This is a genomic window from Streptomyces sp. PKU-EA00015, assembly GCF_013387495.1.
Lineage (GTDB): Bacteria > Actinomycetota > Actinomycetes > Streptomycetales > Streptomycetaceae > Streptomyces.
Window position 1 is genome coordinate 103,370 of record NZ_JABZEE010000008.1, and the last position, 20,948, is coordinate 124,317.

At 70.9% G+C, this 20,948-nt stretch carries 17 protein-coding genes; 9 read left to right on the forward strand and 8 right to left on the reverse strand.

The features are described from left to right. Positions 1-115: 115 nt before the first annotated feature. The 3 genes from HW130_RS08370 to HW130_RS08380 all read right to left on the reverse strand — a co-directional run bounded on the left by HW130_RS08370 (position 116) and on the right by HW130_RS08380 (position 3,481). Positions 116-517 (reverse strand): hypothetical protein, encoded by a 402-nt coding sequence (locus HW130_RS08370; protein WP_177148798.1) that lies wholly within the window; start codon positions 515-517, stop codon positions 116-118. 174 nt (positions 518-691) lie between these two features. Further along, the gene (locus HW130_RS08375; protein WP_177148799.1) at positions 692-1,150 is read right to left on the reverse strand and encodes a PaaI family thioesterase; all 459 of its coding nucleotides are present in this window, start codon (positions 1,148-1,150) and stop codon (positions 692-694) included. Positions 1,151-1,201: 51 nt separating this feature from the next. Beyond that, positions 1,202-3,481: an FdhF/YdeP family oxidoreductase gene (locus tag HW130_RS08380; RefSeq protein WP_177148800.1), complete on the reverse strand. Its 2,280-nt coding sequence runs from the start codon at positions 3,479-3,481 to the stop codon at positions 1,202-1,204. 138 nt (positions 3,482-3,619) lie between these two features. On the opposite strand from HW130_RS08380, the gene polA reads away from it, so the two are divergent. Further along, the gene (gene polA / locus HW130_RS08385; RefSeq protein ID WP_177148801.1) at positions 3,620-6,328 is read left to right on the forward strand and encodes a DNA polymerase I; all 2,709 of its coding nucleotides are present in this window, start codon (positions 3,620-3,622) and stop codon (positions 6,326-6,328) included. Between the two features lie 51 nt (positions 6,329-6,379). Here polA and HW130_RS08390 read toward each other — a convergent pair whose 3' ends face one another. Then, positions 6,380-7,183 (reverse strand): DUF4184 family protein, encoded by an 804-nt coding sequence (locus HW130_RS08390; protein WP_177148802.1) that lies wholly within the window; start codon positions 7,181-7,183, stop codon positions 6,380-6,382. 227 nt (positions 7,184-7,410) lie between these two features. Between HW130_RS08390 and HW130_RS08395 the strand changes: the two genes are divergently transcribed. The 3 genes from HW130_RS08395 (at position 7,411) to HW130_RS08405 (ending at position 10,432) form a co-directional block, all read left to right on the forward strand. Next, positions 7,411-9,117: a lytic transglycosylase domain-containing protein gene (locus tag HW130_RS08395; protein ID WP_177148803.1), complete on the forward strand. Its 1,707-nt coding sequence runs from the start codon at positions 7,411-7,413 to the stop codon at positions 9,115-9,117. Between the two features lie 165 nt (positions 9,118-9,282). Further along, a complete protein-coding gene (locus HW130_RS08400) occupies positions 9,283-9,420 on the forward strand; it encodes an SPW_0924 family protein (protein ID WP_177148804.1) in 138 nt (45 codons plus the stop codon). Between the two features lie 10 nt (positions 9,421-9,430). Beyond that, positions 9,431-10,432 carry a DUF3068 domain-containing protein gene (locus HW130_RS08405; RefSeq protein WP_177148805.1) on the forward strand — a complete coding sequence of 334 codons (1,002 nt, stop codon included), beginning with the start codon at positions 9,431-9,433 and terminating at the stop codon, positions 10,430-10,432. A 57-nt stretch (positions 10,433-10,489) separates the two neighbouring features. On the opposite strand, the gene hrpB is transcribed toward HW130_RS08405, so the two are convergent. Beyond that, a complete protein-coding gene (gene hrpB / locus HW130_RS08410) occupies positions 10,490-13,141 on the reverse strand; it encodes an ATP-dependent helicase HrpB (RefSeq protein WP_177148806.1) in 2,652 nt (883 codons plus the stop codon). A 140-nt stretch (positions 13,142-13,281) separates the two neighbouring features. Further along, positions 13,282-14,112, reverse strand: coding sequence for a class I SAM-dependent methyltransferase (locus tag HW130_RS08415; RefSeq protein ID WP_177148807.1), 831 nt, complete (start codon positions 14,110-14,112; stop codon positions 13,282-13,284). 353 nt (positions 14,113-14,465) lie between these two features. Here HW130_RS08415 and rpsA point away from each other — a divergent pair, with 353 nt between their 5' ends. Then, on the forward strand, positions 14,466-15,959 hold the full coding sequence (gene rpsA, locus HW130_RS08420) for a 30S ribosomal protein S1 (protein ID WP_031072721.1): 1,494 nt from the start codon (positions 14,466-14,468) through the stop codon (positions 15,957-15,959). 106 nt (positions 15,960-16,065) lie between these two features. Here the strand turns inward: rpsA and HW130_RS08425 are convergent, their stop codons facing one another. After that, positions 16,066-17,025 (reverse strand): nitrous oxide reductase family maturation protein NosD, encoded by a 960-nt coding sequence (locus HW130_RS08425; protein WP_177148808.1) that lies wholly within the window; start codon positions 17,023-17,025, stop codon positions 16,066-16,068. A 247-nt stretch (positions 17,026-17,272) separates the two neighbouring features. Here HW130_RS08425 and HW130_RS08430 point away from each other — a divergent pair, with 247 nt between their 5' ends. From HW130_RS08430 to HW130_RS08440, 3 genes are all read left to right on the forward strand, one after another. Next, a complete protein-coding gene (locus HW130_RS08430) occupies positions 17,273-18,211 on the forward strand; it encodes a PAC2 family protein (protein ID WP_177148809.1) in 939 nt (312 codons plus the stop codon). A gap of 52 nt (positions 18,212-18,263) precedes the next feature. Next, positions 18,264-18,869, forward strand: a complete 606-nt coding sequence (gene coaE, locus HW130_RS08435; RefSeq protein ID WP_177148810.1) for a dephospho-CoA kinase — start codon at positions 18,264-18,266, stop codon at positions 18,867-18,869. A gap of 76 nt (positions 18,870-18,945) precedes the next feature. Beyond that, positions 18,946-19,314, forward strand: coding sequence for a tetratricopeptide repeat protein (locus HW130_RS08440; protein ID WP_177148811.1), 369 nt, complete (start codon positions 18,946-18,948; stop codon positions 19,312-19,314). A 52-nt stretch (positions 19,315-19,366) separates the two neighbouring features. On the opposite strand, the gene HW130_RS08445 is transcribed toward HW130_RS08440, so the two are convergent. After that, complete coding sequence (locus HW130_RS08445) at positions 19,367-19,624, reverse strand: DUF6343 family protein (RefSeq protein WP_177148812.1); 258 nt, start codon at positions 19,622-19,624, stop codon at positions 19,367-19,369. Positions 19,625-19,831: 207 nt separating this feature from the next. Here HW130_RS08445 and HW130_RS08450 point away from each other — a divergent pair, with 207 nt between their 5' ends. After that, positions 19,832-20,893 (forward strand): slipin family protein, encoded by a 1,062-nt coding sequence (locus HW130_RS08450; protein ID WP_177148813.1) that lies wholly within the window; start codon positions 19,832-19,834, stop codon positions 20,891-20,893. Positions 20,894-20,948 lie beyond the last annotated feature (55 nt).

Below are 20,948 nucleotides of genomic sequence, written 5' to 3' on the forward strand. Positions count from 1 at the left end.
TGTTGATCATGTTGCGGCGGCGTGTCGGGGGCATGAATCGACCGGACATCGCCGCGCTGAGTAATCAGCCACCGTCCGAATTCCGGACGCTTCATCATGCCATGTGGCGCGGGGATCACCTCGGCGGTCGCCAGTTCTCGGAACTGCCCGTCAGGCCGTTCTGTTCCGCGCAGTCCCGCTCCGCCTGCCGGTCGATCAGTTCCAGCGCCTTCTGCCGCCCTTGGCGCCTTTGCTCGGTGCGGGCCGCGGCGACGATTTTCTCGTGGAGGGCGTACTGATCATTGGAGAGCCCCTTTTGTTCCCAGTCGATTCCGGCCCATTTGTCACCCTTGAGCGTCTCTTTGGCCCAGTACGAGACGAGACTTGTGCATATCTGGGCAGGAGAGCTGGGCTGTGGTGCGGGAGTTGGGGTCCGCGGGTGGCCGGGGGAGGGGGTGGTCGAGCAGGCGGCCGCGGCCAGGGAGAACAGGAGGGTGCCGGCGGCGTACATGGCCTGGCTGTGCGGCTTCATGCCCATGGGCAAACGCTAGGCCGTCACCATCGGTGACACAACGGTCCGGAACGCCGATGCATCCGCAAAGCGTGACCTTGGGCCGTAAAGCGGCGCAGGCGGGCACCGGCGGTGTGCGGCGCCCGCCCGGCGGCAGGGCGGAGAGGGTGGCGGCCCCGGGGCCGCGCGTGGTGCCGGCGATCAGCCCTGGGCGTCGCGCAGGAGGCACGTCAGTCGGGCCGTGCACACCCGCCTGTCCTGCTCGTCCGTGATCACGATCTCGTACGTGGCCGTCGAGCGCCCCCGGTGCACCGGCGTGGCCACGCCCGTGACCTGGCCCGAGCGCACTCCGCGGTGGTGCGTGCAGTTGAGGTCGACGCCCACGGCGATCTTGGAGGATCCGCCGTGCAGCATCGAGCCCACCGACCCCAGGGTCTCCGCCAGCACGGCGGAGGCGCCGCCGTGCAGCAGGCCGTACGGCTGGGTGTTGCCCTCCACGGGCATCGTGCCGACGACCCGCTCTGCCGACGCCTCGGCGATCTGCACGCCCATGCGGTTGCCGAGGCTCCCGGCGGAGAAGAGCGCGGGCAGGTCGATACCGAGCTCCGCGTACTCGTCGATGACCTCTTGCGGGAACTTCACGGTGGTCTGCTCGCCCATGGGCCGGCTCCGATCGTCGTACGGCGTTTCCCTGACTGCCTGAGCAAACGCTTAGGCGGACGGAGATTGTTCCAGACGCACGATCACGGACTTGCTGGCGGGGGTGTTGCTGGTGTCCGCCGTGGAGTCCAGCGGCACCAGCACGTTCGTCTCCGGGTAATAGGCGGCGGCGCAGCCGCGCGCCGTCGGATAGTGGATCACCCGGAAGCCGCGGGCCCGGCGCTCCACGCCGTCCTTCCACTCGCCGACCAGATCGGCGTACGAACCGTCCGCCAGGCCCAGCTCGCGCGCGTCCTGAGGGTGGACGAGCACCACGCGGCGGCCGCCCTTGATGCCGCGGTAGCGGTCGTCGAGACCGTAGATCGTGGTGTTGTACTGGTCGTGCGAGCGAAGGGTCTGCAGCAGCAGCCGGCCCTCGGGCACCTCGGGATACTCCACGGGGGCCGCGGTGAAGTGGGCCTTGCCCGTCGCCGTCGGGAAGCGGCGCTCGTCGCGGGGGCCGTGCGGGAGGGTGAAACCGCCCGGCCGGGCGATCTTCTCGTTGAAGTCCTCGAAGCCGGGAACGACCCGGGCGATCCGGTCGCGGATCGTCCCGTAGTCCTTCTCGAACTCCTCCCAGGGCGTCGTCGACGCCGGCCCCAGCACCGCGCGCGCCATCCGGGCGACGATCGCCGGCTCGGAGAGCAGATGCGGGCTCGCGGGCGGCAGATTCCCGCGGGAGGCGTGGACCATGCCCATCGAGTCCTCGACGGTGACCACCTGACGGCCGCCCGCCTGGACGTCCTTGTCGGTGCGGCCCAGCGTCGGCAGGATCAGCGCCCGCCGGCCGGTCACGGCGTGCGAGCGGTTCAGCTTCGTCGACACGTGCACGGTCAGCCGCGCCCGGCGCATCGCCGCCTCGGTGACCTCCGTGTCCGGCGTCGCCCCCACGAAATTGCCGCCCATGGCGAAGAAGACCTTGGCCCGGCCGTCGCGCAGCGCCTCGATCGAGCGGACCACGTCCAGCCCGTGGTGGCGCGGCGGCGCGAAACCGAACTCCCTCTCCAGCGCGTCCAGGAACGCCTCCGACGGGCGCTCGAAGATGCCCATCGTGCGGTCGCCCTGCACGTTCGAATGGCCGCGCACCGGGCACACGCCCGCGCCCGGACGGCCGATGTTGCCCCGCAGCAGCAGGAAGTTGACCACCTCGCGGATGGTCGCCACGGAGTGCTTGTGCTGGGTCAGACCCATCGCCCAGCACACGATGACGCGCTTCGACTCCAGCACCATGGCGAGCGCACGCTCGATCTCCTCGCGCCGCAGGCCGGTCGCGGCGAGGGTGTCCGCCCAGTCCGCCGCCCGCGCGGCGGCGGTGAACTCCTCGTAGCCGTGGGTGTGTTCGCGTACGAACTCCTCGTCGACCGCGCCCTCCGTCTCCAGGATCAGCTTGTTGAGCAGCCGGAAGAGCGCCTGGTCGCCGCCGATGCGGATCTGCAGGAACAGATCGGTCAGGGGGACGCCCTTGACCATGCCGCGCGGAGTCTGCGGGTTCTTGAACCGCTCCAGGCCCGCCTCGGGCAGCGGATTCACGGAGATGATCCTCGCGCCCGAGCCCTTGGCCTTCTCCAGGGCGGAGAGCATCCGGGGATGGTTCGTACCGGGATTCTGACCGGCCACGATGATCAGATCGGCCTGGTGCAGGTCCTCCAGCGAGACGCTGCCCTTGCCGATGCCGATCGTCTCGGTCAGCGCGGAGCCGGACGACTCGTGGCACATGTTCGAACAGTCGGGCAGGTTGTTCGTCCCGAATTCGCGGGCGAACAGCTGCAGCAGGAACGCCGCCTCGTTGCTCGTGCGCCCCGAGGTGTAGAAGAGCGCCTCGTCCGGGGACGACAGCGCGCCCAGCTCCTCGGCGATGATCGCGAACGCCCGCTCCCAGGTCACCGCCTCGTACCGGTCGGCACCCTCGGGGAGGTACATGGGCTGGGTGATACGGCCCTGCTGGCCCAGCCAGTAACCACTGCGGCTCGCGAGATCGGAGAGCGTGTGCGCAGCGAAGAAGTCCGGTGTCACCCGGCGCAGCGTCGCCTCCTCGGCGACGGCCTTCGCCCCGTTCTCGCAGAACTCGGCGACGTGGCGCTTGTCGCCCTCTGGCCAGGCGCAGCCGGGGCAGTCGAAGCCGTCCTTCTGATTGACCTGCAGCAGCGTCTGCGCCGTGCGGCGCACACCCATCTGCTGCCGGGCGATGCGCAGCGTGTGCCCGATGGCGGGCAGGCCCGCAGCCGCGTGCTGCGGCGCCGCGACCTCGGGCGCGTCCTGGACCGGGTCACCTGCGGGCGGCTTGCTGGGCATCGCGCTCTCCTTCGAGCGTCGTTCCTGCTGTACGGCCCGATCCTTTCACGTACCACCGACAGCGGCCCAGGCCCCGGCAGGACCGGGTGCGGCCGACGGCGGTCGGGATTGTCGGTGGTCCGTGGCAGGATCGGGTCCGTGGCTGAGACGGCATCGAAGAAGACGGCAGACAACCGACCGCGCCTGCTCCTCATGGACGGGCACTCCCTGGCGTACCGGGCGTTCTTCGCGCTGCCCGCGGAGAATTTCACGACCGCTGGTGGTCAGACGACGAACGCGATCTACGGCTTCGCCTCGATGCTGGCGAACACGCTGCGCGACGAGGCGCCCACGCATTTCGCTGTGGCCTTCGACGTGTCCCGCAAGACCTGGCGCTCGGCGGACTTCCCCGAGTACAAGGCGAACCGCTCGACGACCCCGGACGAGTTCAAGGGGCAGGTCGAGCTGATCGGCGAGCTGCTCGACACGATGAACGCAGTGCGCTTCGCCGTCGAGGGCTTCGAGGCGGACGACGTCATCGCCACCTTGGCCACCCAGGCGGAGGCCGCCGGCTTCGAGGTGCTGATCGTCACCGGTGACCGGGACTCGTTCCAGCTGGTCAGCGAGCACACCACCGTGCTGTACCCCACCAAGGGCGTCTCCGAGCTGACCCGGTTCACGCCCGCCAAGGTCGAGGAGAAGTACGGCCTCACCCCCCAGCAGTACCCGGACTTCGCCGCCCTGCGCGGCGACCCGTCGGACAACCTGCCCGGCATCCCCGGCGTCGGCGAGAAGACGGCCACGAAGTGGATCAACCAGTTCGGCTCGTTCGCCGAGCTGGTCGAGCGCGCCGACGAGGTCAAGGGCAAGGTCGGCCAGGCGCTGCGCGACCACCTGGAGTCGGTCAAGCTCAACCGCCACCTCACCGAGCTGGTGCGCGACGTGGAGCTGCCGAAGTCCGTCGCCGACCTGGAGCGCGCTCCCTACGACCGCACCGCGCTCAAGGGTTTCCTGGAGGTCCTGGAGATCCGCAACCCGAGCCTGCGCGACCGGCTGCTCGCCGTGGACCCGGGCGCCGAGGCGGAGGAGGCCCCCGCCCCCGCAGCCGGGGTCGAGCTCGACGGCAGCGTGCTGGGCACAGGTGAGCTGGCGTACTGGCTGGACCAGCACGGTCATCAGCCGCTCGGCGTGGCCACCGTCCACAGCTGGGCGCTGGGCGTCGGCAGCGTCAGCGAGATCGCCCTGGCCGCCGCCGACGGCAAGGCGGCCTGGTTCGACACGACGCAGCTGGACGAGTCCGACGAGAAGGCGTTCACCGCGTGGCTCGCCGACGCGTCCCGCCCCAAGATCATGCACAACGCGAAGGAGGCCCTGCGGGTCTTCCCGGAGCACGGATGGGAGCTCGCCGGCGTCACGATGGACACCGCGCTCGCGGCGTATCTCGTCAAGCCCGGACGCCGGTCCTTCGCGCTGGACGCGCTGTCGGTCGAGTACCTGCACCGTGAGCTCGCGCCCGCCGCGGCCGACGGGCAGCTGGCCTTCGGCGCCGACGAGCAGGCCGAGGCCGACGCGCTGATGGCACAGGCCAGGGCCGTCCTCGATCTGGGTGAGACGTTCGGCGAGAAGCTGACGGAGGTCGGAGCGGCCGACCTGCTCCACGAGGTGGAGCTGCCCACCTCCCTGCTGCTCGCGCGGATGGAGCGGCACGGCATCGCCGCCGACCGCGCGCATCTGGAGGCGATGGAGCAGCAGTTCGCCGGCGCCGTGCAGCAGGCGGTGAAGGAGGCGCACGCCGCGGTGGGCCACGAGTTCAACCTCGGCTCGCCCAAGCAGCTCCAGGAGGTCTTCTTCGGCGAGCTGAACCTGCCCAAGACCAAGAAGACCAAGACCGGTTACACCACCGACGCGGACGCGCTCGCCTGGCTCGCCGCCCAGACCGACCACGAGCTGCCGGTCATCATGCTGCGCCACCGTGAGCAGGCCCGGCTGCGGTCCACGGTCGAGGGCCTGATCAAGACCATCGCGTCCGACGGTCGCATCCACACCACCTTCAGCCAGACCGTCGCCGCGACGGGCCGCCTCTCGTCCACCGATCCGAACCTGCAGAACGTGCCGGTGCGGACGGACGAGGGTCGCGCGATCCGCCGCGGTTTCGTGGTCGGCGAGGGCTTCGAGTCCCTGATGACCGCGGACTACAGCCAGATCGAGCTGCGCGTGATGGCGCACCTGTCGGAGGACGAGGGCCTCATCGAGGCGTTCACCTCCGGCGAGGACCTGCACACCACGGTCGCCTCCCAGGTCTTCGCGGTGGAGCGGTCCGCCGTCGACGCGGAGATGCGCCGCAAGATCAAGGCCATGTCGTACGGGCTCGCCTACGGTCTCTCGGCGTTCGGTCTCTCCCAGCAGCTGAACATCGAGCCGGCCGAGGCGCGTGTCCTGATGGACACCTATTTCGAGCGGTTCGGCGGCGTCCGCGACTATCTGCGCCGCGTCGTCGACGAGGCGCGGGCGACCGGCTACACGGCCACGATGCTGGGCCGCCGCCGCTATCTGCCCGACCTGAACAGCGACAACAGGCAGCGCCGGGAGGCTGCCGAGCGGATGGCGCTGAACGCGCCGATCCAGGGCACGGCGGCGGACATCGTCAAGGTGGCCATGCTGAACGTGGACCGCGCGCTGACGGAGGCGAAGCTGAGCTCCCGCCTGCTGCTCCAGGTCCACGACGAAATCGTGCTGGAGGTCTCCCCGGGCGAGCGCGAGCAGGTCGAGGAGCTGGTCCGCCGGGAGATGGCCTCGGCGGTGTCGCTGCGGGCGCCGCTGGACGTCTCGGTGGGCGTCGGCCCGGACTGGGAGTCCGCCGCCCACTGAGCCTTCCGGGAGAGCTGCCCCGGGGCCTTCGGGCCTCCGGGGCGGCCGGCCTCACTCGCGGGTGCGGACGCGAATCGCCGCCCCGTAGAGCAGCAGACCCGCCGCAAGGCCGGCACCCGCACCGAAGCACGCCGTCGGGATCAGGTGGAGCGGTGTCTCGACGCGGCCCCCGTGCGCGTACCAGCGCACACAGCGGTGCACGATCCCCGCGAGCACGCACAGTCCCAGCACCGCCCCGGCGAGGCGGCGCTCGCGGCCGCCGAGTCGCGGCAGTCCGTGGCCGGGCGGCAGCGCCGGCTCCGCGCGGCGCAGGGCCGACACCATGAACCACGTCAGCGCGACAAGGGCCAGGGCCGAACTCCCGTACTGCGCGTACGTGTAGAGCGGGAGCCCGGCGACCACCTCGCCCAGCACGGGCACCTGCCGCACGCCCCACCGGTCGAAGTGGGTGAACGCGTCCCACACCACATGCGTCGTCGCACCGAGCACCGCCGAGACGTAGAACCAGAGCGCGGCGACCAGCGGAGGCCGGTCGCCCCAGGCGCGCCCCTGCAGCACCGTGTGCACCCTGGCCTGCCAGCTGTCCGGCAGGAGCGCGACCAGCGGATCGCGCACCATCAGCCAGGCCGCGAGCAGCACCGCGGTGATGGCGACGTCGATCGTGAGCACACCCACGGGCCTGTGTGTCATGTCCCCGAATGTCATCGCGCCCGGTACGAAACTGCCGGCGAAGTACGTCATGTCGGGCGCGAACGACCCCAGGACGAGTGCCGAGGCGAACAGCGGTCCGCGCGCCGTCCCGTCCGTCCGGATGCCCGGCAGCACTGCCGCGGCGTGGCTCAAGGTGAACGGCATGATGTCAGTCCCCTGTGACGACCGCTGTTGATCAATCCCGCCCATTATGCGTGATTTCCTTGCGCCGCCTTGCCCACACCGGATCCGACATTCGGAATATCGGTAGGTGGCGAACGGGTGAATACCGGTCAGGTGACGGTTTTACGGCGCGCGGAGTTGCACTAGGGTCGCGAGAGACTTCGCGCAGGGGAGCGCGAGCAGCCGCCGACGGGGAGGGGACCAGACGTATGGCAGCGCAATTCGGCCGCCGACTGCGCAGGGGGGCTACGACAACCGCCGTCGCCGCGGCCGCAGTGGCCGCACTCTCCGCCTCCCAGGCGCCGGGCGTCGCGCCCGCCACGTCGGGCGGAAGCCAGGAGGCGGCCGACGCCACCCCTCCGCCCGGGACGCCGGTGACCGGCAACTCCCCGTACTACACGGACCTCCCTCCCCTGAACACCCCTGACGGCCCGGGCACTTCGGGCGATGCTCTGGTGACCGGACCGGGTGAGGCGGGCATACCGGCGACCGTCCTCGCCGCCTACAAGCAGGCGGAGAAGACCCTCGCCGAGACCGATCCCGCGTGCCGTCTTCCGTGGCAGCTGCTGGCGGCCATCGGCAAGGTGGAGTCGGGTCAGGCGCGCGGCGGGCGGGTGGACGCGAACGGTACGACGCTGACCCCGATTCTGGGTCCGGTGCTGAACGGCGTCGGCTTCGCGAACATCTCCGACACCGACAACGGCGCCTTCGACGGCGACACCGTGCACGACCGGGCCGTCGGCCCCATGCAGTTCATCCCCTCCACCTGGGCCACCTGGGGCCAGGACGCGAACGGCGACGGCCGCAAGGACCCCAACAACATCTACGACGCCGCGCTCGCCGCCGGCCGCTACCTGTGCCACGGCGGCCGGGACCTGACGGTCCAGGACGACCTGGACAGGGCCATCCTCGGCTACAACCACTCGCGGGAGTACCTGCGCACGGTGATGTCGTGGTTCGAGTACTACAAGCGCGGCACCCACGAGGTCCCGGACGGCACCGGAGTGCTGCCTGTCGGCGACGGACCCGACAGCGCCGGCCCGCTGCCCACCCCCAAGCCGACTCCCAAGCCGACTCCCAAGCCGACTCCCCCACCGAAGCCCTCGGAGCCCGGGACGACGCCGCCCCCCGGACCCACGCCGCCCGGTGGGGGCACCGGCGGCACGCCCACGCCGACGCCGCCCCCCACCCCCGCGCCCGTCTCACACATCGAGGACGCCGGCACCGGACGGATGACGGCGACGGCCGGTCAGGACTTCGCCGCGCGTGCCAAGGTCCGGGTGGAGAACTCCCGTGGCGAAGGCGTGGCACGGGAGGCCGTACGGTTCTCCGTCATCGGTGACACCGACACCCGCTTCCCGGACGGCAGGACCAGCGTCGTCCTGCTCACCGCCGCGGACGGCACGGTCACCGCCCCGGCCTTGCGCGCGGGCGAGAAGACCGGCACCTTCACCGTCCGCGCCACGGTCGAGGGGCGCGACCTGACTCCCCGCGACTTCATCGCCACCGTGACCGAGCGGGTCGCGGACACGATCGTGAGGACCGGCAGCGAGGCCCAGACGGCCGAGCCCGGCGCCGAGTTCGCGCACGCCATCCAGGTCCAGGCCACCTGCAGGGGTGCGGCGGCCGCCGGCGTCGAGATGACCGCCACCATGATCAGGTCCGCCGACGACCCGGCCGAGAACGACAAGGGCCCCTACTTCAAGGACGCCCAGGGCAACACCCTGCGCACCCTCACCGGCCTGAAGGCCGATGCCAACGGCCTGCTGACGCTCCCGAAGATCTACGCGGACGGCAATCAGGGCACCTACCGCCTGCGCCTCACCAGCCCCGGCGGCGGGTCCCTCGACATCGAACTGCAGGTCGTCGCCCCGGCCGAGTCGTCTCCCTCCCCGTCCCCGACGCCCACCGGCTGATCCCGACGGTCGTCACCGCCCCGCCCCTCCGCCCCTCGGGCCGAGGGGCGGTCGCATGTGTTTCCTCCTGTTCTCCTGTCACCGGCTGTTCTCATCTCACGGCCGCGTTGCTACGGTGCCCCACCCCTGACGCTTCATCAGATCAGACCGCCCGGGAGGCCGAGCATGCGCGCCCTCGCCGCCGCCGCCATCGGACTGGCCGCCGCGTTCGCCCTGGTCCTCACCGTGACGGCGATCGGCGCACCCGCCGGTGAGACCTCGCCCAAGCCGCTGCTGACCACCGTCCCCGGCCCCAAGAAGTAGGGAGAGGGCCATGCGCCGCAGAGCCGGACTCGTACTCCTCGCCCTCGCCGTCTTCTTCGCCGCCCTCGCCCCCCTGCTGCGCTGGTACGCCTTTCCCCGGCTCGCCAAGATCCCCGCCGGGCAGTACCAGGAGATAGTGCTCGAGGCGAAGCCGGCGGCCCTCCTCGACTACGGCACCCTCACGGCCAAGGAGGTCGAGAAGGTCACCATCGTCCAGACCCTCAAGGGCAACGTGGAGGAGTCCGAGCGGATCGAACGCAGCGCGGGCCGCGACGTGGTGGTCTGGGACTCGCTCTCCTACGTCCAGGGCCCCGACGGCAAGATGGTCTCCCAGATCCCCGAGCGCTACATCTTCGACGCCCACAGCCAGGAACCCGTCCATGCCACCGGCGAGTCCGTCGACGGCGACGCGGTGCGACGCGAGGGCATCGAGTTCAAGTGGCCCTTCCTCACCGAGAAACGGGACTACACGTACTTCGACGCCCAGGCCCGGACCTCCGCTCCCATCCACTACAAGGGGACCCGCACCTTCCGCGGCCTCGAGGTCTACTACTTCGAGCAGACCATCCCGTGGACGAAGGTGCCCTACCCCAAGAAGATGCCCATCCCCGGCGTGGACGCCACCACCCTGGAGAAGCAGACCGGCACCACCCGCTGGTACACCACCAAGCGCATGTTCTGGGTGGAGCCGGTCACGGGCGCGCCCGTCAACGGCGAGGAGGTCCACAAGGAAGAACTGCGAGGCGGCACCCTCCTCGGCGGCCGCGAGAAGGTCACGGCCTTCGCCGGTCACGTGAAGATGCGCGACGACTACATCGACTACACGGTCGAGCTCGTGAGCTCCCAGCGCCGGCTCGTGCTCCTGATGACCTCCCGTCTTCCGTGGGGTCTTCTCACCTTGGGCGGCGGCCTGCTGACACTGGCTCTGATCCTCGAGGCCCGGGGCCGGCGTCCTCAGGGCCCCGCTCCGGCGACCTCGACAGCGGACACGGAGCCCGCCCGCACCTCCTGACCCGTCCTGGCCGCCCGCTCGGCCTGAGCGGCGGCCTCCGCCCGATCCGGTCCTGAATCACATCCGCGTCTCGGGCGACGAGCGCGCCGCCCGGGCCTTCGTGTGCCGGGTGGGCTCGGCCGTCGCCGGGTCCTCGGGCCACGGATGCTTGGGGTAGCGCCCCCGCAGCTCAGCCCGTACGGAGCGGTACCCGTCCCGCCAGAACGAGGCCAGGTCCGCCGTGACCGCGGCAGGCCGCCCTGCCGGGGACAGCAGGTGCGCCACCACGGGCACGCCCGCGACCTTCGGTGTCTCCCGCAGACCGAACAGCTCCTGGAGCTTCACGGCCAGCACCGGCTGCTCGCCGCCGTACTCGACCCGTATTCGTGACCCGCTCGGCACCTCGATCCGCTCCGGCGCCAGCTCCTCCAGTCGCACCGCGTCGCCTGTCGCCCACGGCAGCAGACGCTGTAGGGCCTCGCCGGCCCGGATGCGGCCGAGGTCCGCCCGCCGCGCGGCCCGGGACAACTCGGGCTCCAGCCAGTCCCCGGCCCGTGCCACCAGTGCGGCATCCGAGACGTCCGGCCACGGCTCCCCCAGTACGCGGTGCAGAAACGCGAGCCGCTCCCGCAGCCCGTGTGCCTCACGGGTCCAGTGCAGCAGTGCGGGCCCTTCCCGGCTCAGCCCGTCCAGCAGCGCCTGTCGCACGAGGCCCGGATCGGCGTCCCCCAGCGGCCGTACGGACAGCTCCACCGCCCCCAGACGCTCCACCCGCCGGGCGACGACGTCCCCGTCCTCCCAGTGCACCTCCTGCCGTTCCGACAGCAGATGAGAGGCGGCCGCACGCGCCGCCTCCTCGTCGACGACCGCCGCCAGCCGCACTCGCGCGGAGGCCGCATGCGCGGGCCGGTCGGCGACCGCGACGGCCAGCCACGGAGCCCGCCGCAGGCCCGAGGGCTCGCCGACCTCGGCCCCGGTGCCGGAGACCATGAGGAACGACCGCTCACCGCGCGCCCTCGCCACCCGCTCAGGGAAGGCGAGCGCAGCGACGAGCCCCGCGGCGGCGTCCTGCCCCATGGCTCCGGCTCGGTCTCCGGCCGCAGACTCGCCTCCGGCCGTGCCGAGGCCGACGAAGGTCTGCCCCGCTGCCCGCCTCTCGCCCGCCCGGCCTCCGGACCCTTCGGTCGCCTTCCCCGGCTCCGGGCGGTCCGCCGCCGACAGCGACGACATCAGCCGGTCCGCCTCGGCCCGCCAGCGTGCGCCGTAGGCGTCGCCGCCGCGCCGCGCCGTACGCCACGCCGCCGCGAGATCGTCGCCGTACTCGCGCGGCGGCTCCTCGCTCAGTACCGCCACGATCTCCGCCGCGCGCCGCGCGCCGACCTCCGGTGCACCGTCGAGCAGAGCGCGCGCCAGCCGGGGATGGACGCCGAGCCGTGCCATGCGCATCCCGCGCTGCGTCGCCCGGCCGCTGTCGTCGACGGCACCGATGGCATGCAGGACCGACCGCGCCGCGGCCATCGCGCCTGCCGGAGGCGCGTCCAGCAGGGCGAGGCCGCCCGCCTCGGGGTCGCCCCAGCAGGCCGTCCGGAGCGCGAAGGACGCGAGATCGGCGATCTTGATCTCGGGGGAGGGGTGGCGCGGTCGCCGGACGTCGTCCGCTTCCGACCAGCAGCGGTACACCGTGCCGAACGCCTCCCGGCCCGCCCGGCCCAGCCGCTGCGTCGCCCCGGCCACGGACACCGGCACCGTCGCCAGCGAGCCCAGCCCCCGTGCGTGATCGACCCGCGGCTCCCGGGCCAGGCCCGAGTCGACGACGATCCGCACACCGGGCACGGTCAGGCTGGACTCGGCGACCGAAGTCGCCAGCACCACCCGCCGCCGGTCGCCCCCGCGCAGCACCGCTTCCTGCACAGCCGCCGGCGCCCGTCCGTGCAGCTGAAGGACCTCGGCGTCCACTCCGTCGAGCATCCCGGCCGTGCGCGCGATCTCGCCCGTGCCCGGCAGGAAGCAGAGGACGTCACCCTCGTGACGGTCGAGCGCCTGCCGCACGGTGGCCGCCACATGGCGAAGCAGCTGCGGATCGACCCACGTGCCGTGCGCCGGGCGGACACCCGCGGGCGGCGGCGCGAAGCGGACCTCTGCCCCGTGTCCCTGACCCTCGCTGCGGACCACAGGCGCGGGCTCCGAGCCGTCGAGCCGGGTCAGCAGCTCGGACCACGCCTCCGCGTCGCTCGTCGCCGACGCCGCGATCAGACGCAGCTCCGGGCGCAGAGTCGCCCGCACGTCCACCAGGAAGGCGAGGGCGGTGTCCGCGTCCAGATGCCGCTCGTGGCACTCGTCGAGCAGGACCACGTCCACGCCCGGCAGTTCCGGGTCGCGCTGCAACCGCTGGAGCAGCACGCCCGTGGTGACCACCTCGATCCGCGAGTGGGGACCGGTCCTCCGCTCACCGCGGACCGAGAACCCGACGCCGTCGCCGAGCTCCTGCCCCAGCAGCCACGCCATACGGCGCGCCGCGGCCCGCACGGCCATCCTGCGCGGCTCGGCGACCAGCACCCGGCGCTGAGGGCCGTTCCCTATGAACCCCGCGAGGGCCAGCGGCACGAGCGTCGTCTTGCCGGTGCCGGGCGGGGCGTGCAGGACGGCCGTGCCGCGCTCGTCGAGCGCGGTCAGCAGCTCGGGCACGGCATGGCGGACAGGAAGGCGGTCGACAGCTTCGGTTCGGATCACGCCATCAGTCTCGTACGGACCGCCGCGCGCCGTTCCGGGGTTGTCCACAGGCAGCGCCACTCATGCGTTCATATGACAAAAATGGGCCCGCAGCCGCTCCGCCGTGCGCCCGCTGCCTCCCCGGCCGACCGCTCAGCCCCTCAGCCTGTGACCGGCGGGAGCTCCGCCTCGTTCCGCTCGCAGACGAAGATGGCGGTTCCCGGGATCAGGTTCCCCCGCAGAGGCGACCAGCCGCCCCATTCCTGGCTGTTCCATGCCGGCCACTCCGGCTCGACCAGGTCCACCAGCCGGAAGCCGCCCGCGACCACGTCGCGCACCCGGTCGCCGAGCGTGCGGTGGTGCTCGACGTAGACGGCGCGGCCCTCCTCGTCCTGCTCGACGTACGGAGTGCGGTCGAAGTACGAGGCGGCCACCGAAAGACCCTCGGGGCCGGGCTCGTCGGGGAAGGCCCACCGGATCGGGTGCGTCACCGAGAAGACCCAGCGCCCGCCCGGCCGCAGCACCCGCCTGACCTCGCGGAAGACCCGCACCGGGTCGGCCACGAAGGGCACCGCGCCGTAGGCGGAGCAGGCCAGGTCGAAAGCGCCGTCCCGGAAGGGCAGCGTCCCCGCGTCCGCCTCCACGAGCGGAACGTCCCCTCCGATACGCAGGGCGTGCTGCAGCTGGCGGTGGGAGAGGTCAACGGCCACGGGCCGCGCGCCCTGAGCGGCCAGCCAGCGCGAGCACTGCGCCGCGCCGGCCCCGATCTCCAGGACGTCGAGTCCCTTCAGCGACCCGGCGGGCCCGAGCAGTCCTGCCTCCGCCTCGTCGAGCCCCTCGGGGCCCCAGACGAAGCGGTCGTCGCCCAGGAAGGCGCCGTGGTCTTGCTGGTACTCGTCGGCGTTCCGGTCCCACCAGCCACGGTTTGCCCGGCTGCTCTCCGCGTCCCCGGCGTCACGGCGGGTGGCTTCCGGTTCGAATTCTTGGCTCATCGTCACCGTCGTTGTAGTTTGCGTATCGCGCCGTCGGAGGGCTCGATACGAGGCCATTGTGGCCTCGGCAAACATTAGTTGTGCCGGGTATGCGGCGTTCCGCCCCGGGTGTGCGGCTTCGCGCATTGACCGTGTCCGGCTGCCCCCGTATGCTACAAGTTGCGCTGCGGGCCTGCGCGCCTCAGACGGAGCAGGCCGCGCTCGCATCTGTATGTATGTCCCCTCGGTTCACGAGGCGCCTCCGGAATGCTGGTCGGCGCTTCCTAGGCTGTCCGGTCTTCTGCAGCTGCGATACGGGCTCTCGGCGTAGCAGTACCTACGACTTCAATGTCCGTACCGGAGCCCTTTCCCACATGACGAGCAGCACCGAGACCACCGCCACCACCCCGCAGGTTGCGGTCAACGACATCGGTAACGAGGAAGCCTTCCTCGCCGCGATCGACGAGACGATCAAGTACTTCAACGACGGCGACATCGTCGACGGCGTCATCGTGAAGGTCGACCGGGACGAGGTCCTGCTCGACATCGGTTACAAGACCGAAGGTGTCATCCCGAGCCGCGAGCTCTCGATCAAGCACGACGTCGACCCGAACGAGGTCGTCAAGGTCGGCGACGAGATCGAGGCCCTGGTTCTCCAGAAGGAGGACAAGGAAGGCCGCCTGATCCTCTCGAAGAAGCGCGCCCAGTACGAGCGTGCCTGGGGCACCATCGAGAAGATCAAGGAAGAGGACGGCATCGTCACCGGTACCGTCATCGAGGTCGTCAAGGGTGGTCTCATCCTCGACATCGGCCTCCGTGGCTTCCTGCCGGCCTCCCTCGTCGAGATGCGTCGTGTCCGCGACCTCCAGCCCTACGTGGGCAAGGAGCTCGAGGCCAAGATCATCGAGCTGGACAAGAACCGCAACAACGTGGTCCTGTCCCGCCGTGCCTGGCTCGAGCAGACCCAGTCCGAGGTTCGCCAGACCTTCCTCACCACCCTGCAGAAGGGGCAGGTCCGCTCCGGCGTCGTTTCCTCGATCGTCAACTTCGGTGCCTTCGTGGACCTGGGCGGCGTCGACGGTCTCGTCCACGTCTCCGAGCTGTCCTGGAAGCACATCGACCACCCGTCCGAGGTTGTCGAGGTCGGCCAGGAGGTCACCGTCGAGGTTCTCGACGTGGACATGGACCGCGAGCGCGTCTCCCTGTCGCTGAAGGCGACGCAGGAGGACCCGTGGCAGCAGTTCGCCCGGACCCACCAGATCGGTCAGGTCGTCCCGGGTAAGGTCACCAAGCTCGTTCCGTTCGGTGCGTTCGTCCGCGTCGACGAGGGCATCGAGGGTCTGGTCCACATCTCCGAGCTGGCCGAGCGCCACGTGGAGATCCCGGAGCAGGTCGTCCAGGTCAACGACGAGATCTTCGTCAAGGTCATCGACATCGACCTCGAGCGTCGTCGCATCAGCCTCTCGCTGAAGCAGGCCAACGAGTCCTTCGGTGCCGACCCGGCCTCGGTCGAGTTCGACCCGACCCTGTACGGCATGGCCGCGTCCTACGACGACCAGGGCAACTACATCTACCCCGAGGGCTTCGACCCGGAGACCAACGACTGGCTGCCGGGCTACGAGGCCCAGCGCGAGGCGTGGGAGACCCAGTACGCCGAGGCGCAGCAGCGCTTCGAGCAGCACCAGGCTCAGGTCATCAAGTCCCGCGAGGCCGACGAGGCCGCTGCTGCCGAGGGTGGCGCCGCCGCTCCGGCCGCCGCGCCGACCGGCGGTTCGTACTCCTCGGAGTCGGACGACAACTCCGGCGCCCTGGCGTCGGACGAGGCGCTGGCCGCCCTGCGCGAGAAGCTGGCCGGCGGCCAGAGCTGAGGCTCTGACCCCGCGCTGCTGAACAGCTGACGTAAGGCCCGCTCCCCAATGGGGGGCGGGCCTTGCCGCGTTCCCGGGACCACCCGGTTCGGACGAGCGGCGGAGCCTATGGGGTGACGGGGATGTTCGTCAGTCCCTTGCCGCCGGTGACGGTGTTGCTCGCGTGCACCGTGGTCGGACAGCTCGTGCTGCGGTTGGTGACGTTGATCGCCAGCTGCTTCGAGCCCGTGGCACCTGTCAGGTCGGAGCGGTTGCCGCGGAAGACCGTGCCGCACCCCCAGCCCGACTGCTGGGTGTGGGTCTCGAAGCCGTTGTTGGTGGTGTTCTTGCCGGTGTTGTTCTCGACCAGGACCTTGTTGCCCTTCACGTCGACCCAGGAGTCGTCGTAGTGGGCGCCCGTCAGACCCCGGCCGTCGAAGGTGTTGCCGATGATCCTCGCGCCGGTCGTGCCCTCCTTGATGTCGATGGCCTCGCCGCCGACGTCCGGGCCGATGGTGTTGTGGAGGATCTGGGCGTTGTCGCTCCTGTCCGAGGTGCCGCCCGCCGAGCCGACGTAGACGCCCTCGCCCATGCCCCGGCCGTCGTTGCCGGTGTCGTAGATCCGCGAGTTCCTGATCACGCAATTGCGGCTGGAACCGCGGAAGTGGACGCCCTCCATGTCCAGGCCGTGCACGGTCACGGAGTCGATGACCACGCCGTCCGCCGTGTCCGTCATGATGCCCTTCTGGCCGCCGGTGACGGTGATGCCCTTGACCGTCCAGTACGACGCGCCGTTGAGGTGCAGGCCATAGCCACCGCCGGCACTGAGCACGGCCCTGGAAGACCCGGTCAGGGTGATCCGGGCGCCGGAGGAGCCGTCCACGGTGGTCTTGAAGTTGCCGCTGTACGTGCCGTCGGCGAGCTGGATGGTGTCGCCCGGACGCGCGGAGGTCAGGGCAGCCTTGAGCTCGGCCGCCGTGTCCACGTTGATGACCGTGGCTGCCCCGGCGGGCGCGGCGAGCAGGGACAGACCCCCGGCGGCGATGGCGGAGGCCATCAGCGCGGGGAGGAGGTTTCGGGTACGCATGGGGGTGCCTTCCCGTGGGGGACTGGGTCAGAACGTTCTCGTACGTGGACTACGAACGTGTTCGTGAACAGTTGTTGCCCGCAGACGCTAGGGACGGCCACAGGGGGTGTCAAGGTCTGTACCAGAAGCGGAGGCGTTCTGGTGTTCCGTGAACTGACCGGCCGCAGAGCGCCGTTCGCAGGCGGAGCGGGAATGACCGGGCGCCAACAGACGTTCTTCCTCAGGGACACGAGGAGGAGCGGTAATCGTGCTTGATCCGCAAGGTTTGTACGAGTGGGAGCCGAAGGGCCTCGCGGTCGTCGACGTGGCGCTTGCGCAGGAGTCGGCCGGCCTGGTCATGCTCTACCACTTCGACGGCTACATCGACGCGGGCGAGACCGGCGAGCAGATCGTCGACAGCCTGCTCACATCGCTTCCCCACCAGGTGGTGGCGCGCTTCGACCACGACAGGCTGGTGGACTACCGTGCTCGCCGCCCGCTGCTGACCTTCCGCCGCGACCGCTGGAGCGGCTACGAGACGCCTTCCTTGGAGGTGCGGCTCGTCCAGGACGCCACGGGTGCGCCGTTCCTCCTGCTGTCGGGGCCCGAGCCGGACGTCGAGTGGGAGCGTTTCGCGGTGGCGGTGAGGCAGATCGTCGAACGGCTCGGCGTACGCCTCTCCGTCAACTTCCACGGCATCCCCATGGGCGTCCCGCACACCCGCCCCGTCGGCCTCACCCCGCACGGCAACCGCACGGATCTCATGCCGGGCCACCGCAGCCCCTTCGACGAGGCCCAGGTGCCGGGCAGTGCAGAGGCGCTCATCGAGTACCGCCTCATGGAGGCGGGCCACGACGTGCTCGGCGTCGCAGCCCACGTACCGCACTACGTCGCGCGCTCCGCCTATCCGGACGCCGCGCTCACCGCGCTCGAGGCGATCACCGCTGCCACGGGTCTCGTCCTCCCCGGAGTCGCGCATTCGCTGCGTACCGAGGCGCACCGCACACAGACGGAGATCGAGAGGCAGATCGGGGAGGGCGACGAGGAGCTCGTGGCGCTCGTCCAGGGACTTGAGCACCAGTACGACGCGATGGCCGGCGCGGAGACCAGGGGCAGCCTGGTCGCCGAGCCGGTCGAGCTGCCCTCCGCCGACGAGATCGGCCGCGAATTCGAGCGGTTCCTCGCCGAGCGGGAGGGGGACGCGTAGCCGGGGCGGGGGCCCGAGGGGGAGGAACACGAAGCTCGCGTAGGCTGCGCGCATGCTGAAAGTGGGCCTCACCGGTGGAATCGGCGCCGGAAAGAGCGAAGTGTCCCGGCTTCTCGCTTCGTACGGCGCGGTGCTCGTGGACGCCGACAAGATCGCACGCGAGGTGGTCGAGCCCGGCACTGAGGGGCTCGCCGCCGTCGTCGACGCCTTCGGGGCGGAGATCCTGACGCCCGAGGGCACGCTGGACCGGCCCCGGCTCGGGGCGATCGTCTTCAACGACCCCGAGCGGCTCGCCACCCTGAACGCGATCGTCCACCCGCTGGTCGGCGCACGCTCCCGTGAGCTGGAGGCCGCCGCAGGGCCGGACGCCGTGGTGGTCCACGACGTACCGCTGCTCACCGAGAACGGACTGGCGCCGCTGTACGACCTGGTCGTCGTGGTGGACGCGGCGCCCGAGACGCAGCTCGACCGGCTGGTACGGCTGCGGGGTATGAGCGAGGCCGATGTGCGGGCGCGGATGGCGGCGCAGGCGACCCGCGAACAGCGGAGGGAGATCGCCGACCTCGTGATCGAGAACGACGGGCCGCTCGAGGAGCTGGAACCGCAGGTCCGCAAGGTGTGGGACGACCTGAGCCGCAGGGCGTCCGCCGAGCGCTAGCCGCCGCCGCGCGCTGTCCGGAATACCGCTGTCTCAGGCGGTGTTGGAACCGGACAGCAAGGGGAAGGATCGCAGCGTGCCCAACAGCAACCCGGAGACGCACGTCATCGACTACCGCGCGGCCGAGCAGTTGCTGGCCGCGCGAGATCCGCGCGGCGCCGTGAAGCTCCTCGACTCCGTGATCGCCGCCCACCCGGAGAACACCGCCGCCCGGCTGCTGCGCGCAAGAGCCTTCTTCGCCGCGGCGCAACTGCGGCCCGCCGAGCTCGAATTCGAGCTCGTGCTGGAGCGGGAGCCGGACAACGCCTTCGCCCACTTCGCACTGGCCCGCACCTTCGAGCGCTCCGGACGGCCCGAGCAGGCGAAGCGGCATTTCCGTCTGGCGGCGGCGCTGGACCCCAATCCGGAGTACCTCCGGGCAGCCCGCTTCGCCGGCGATTCCTGACATCAGGTCGCTGATTGCCGACGCCTGTGCGCAGCGCCGCCGGCACTGTACGTCAGCCGTGGTCCGGTTCGTACGGAGGGACGTCCCGCCCGGGCTGATAGTGCGGTCCCTGCCGGATGTGCCGGATGATCATCACCACATCCACGGCGACGACCAGGAACAACACGCCGCACGCGGCCGCCCAGCCCGGACGGGCCGCCCAGGCGAAGACAGCGGTGCCGGAGGCCGTCCAGATCAGACCCCAGATGCCGAGCCAGAGCCGCAGACGCAGCGGGCTTCGCGCGGTGATCGGTTCGTTCCCAGTACGCATGGCAGTCGCATCTCCACCTCCAGGGTGCACCCGATCGGCGAAAAGCTGTCAACGCGACGGGCCGGCCGCCGTGACCGGACGGCGCGACTCGTCGCGACGGTGCTGCGCAGGCCGTCGGCCGACAACCTTGGATGAGGGCTCGTCCTCGGGGCATAACGGTCATACGGTGGTAATGCAGTCTGCGGCCCGACGACAGGGGGTGCCCCCATGGTCGAGGAGCTGGTGGTGGCCGGCATCGCCGCCCTGACGGGATGCGTCGCCTACGCGATGGCGGCCGCCCGGGTGGTCAAGCAGTACGAGCGGGGCGTGGTCCTCAGGCTCGGGCGGCTGCGCAGGGAAGTGCGGTCGCCGGGGTTCACCTTGATCGTTCCGGCGATCGACCGGATGTACAAAGTGAACATGCAGATCGTGACCATGCCGGTCCCCGCCCAGGAGGGCATCACCCGGGACAACGTGACAGTGCGCGTGGACGCGGTCGTCTACTTCCGGGTCGTCGACGCGGTCAACGCCGTCGTCGAGGTCGAGGACTACCGCTTCGCGGTGTCGCAGATGGCACAGACGTCACTGCGTTCCATCATCGGCAAGAGCGACCTCGACGATCTGCTCTCCAACCGCGAAAAGCTCAATCAGGGGCTCGAGTTGATGATCGACAGCCCCGCCGTCGGGTGGGGCGTCCAGATCGACCGCGTGGAGATCAAGGACGTGTCGCTGCCCGAGGCCATGAAGCGGTCGATGGCGCGGCAGGCCGAGGCCGACCGTGAGCGCAGGGCCCGGGTCATCAACGCGGACGCCGAGCTCCAGGCGTCGAAGAAGCTGGCCGAGGCCGCGGGGGAGATGTCGAAGCAGCCCGCCGCCCTCCAACTGCGACTGCTCCAGACCGTGGTCGCCGTCGCGGCGGAGAAGAACTCCACGCTGGTTCTGCCGTTCCCCGTGGAGCTGCTGCGCTTCCTGGAGCGTGCTCAGCAGCCCGGTCCGGCGGACCAGGCCGCTGCGCCGAAGCCGGAGGTGACGGCAGGCGGCACCGCGCCCGAGTCTGTCCCACCGGACGTGGTGAGCGGGTCGGGCGCGCCCGAGGACTCTGACGCCACCGACCTCTCTGCTTCCCCCGGCGTCTCCGGCGGGCTCCCCGTGCCGGGTGCGACCGAGGAGCCGACCGACGTGGCCGGCCCGGCGGATGGACAGGTCCAGGAGCAGCGTGGCGTTCCGCCGGCCGAGGAGCCGTTCGGCAGCGAGGCCCCGCCGCCCACGACGCACACCGCTGCCGGCTGAGCGCAGGCACGGGCTCCGGTGGGTGCGGCCCGTCGCGGAACCGGTTGCGGCCCCC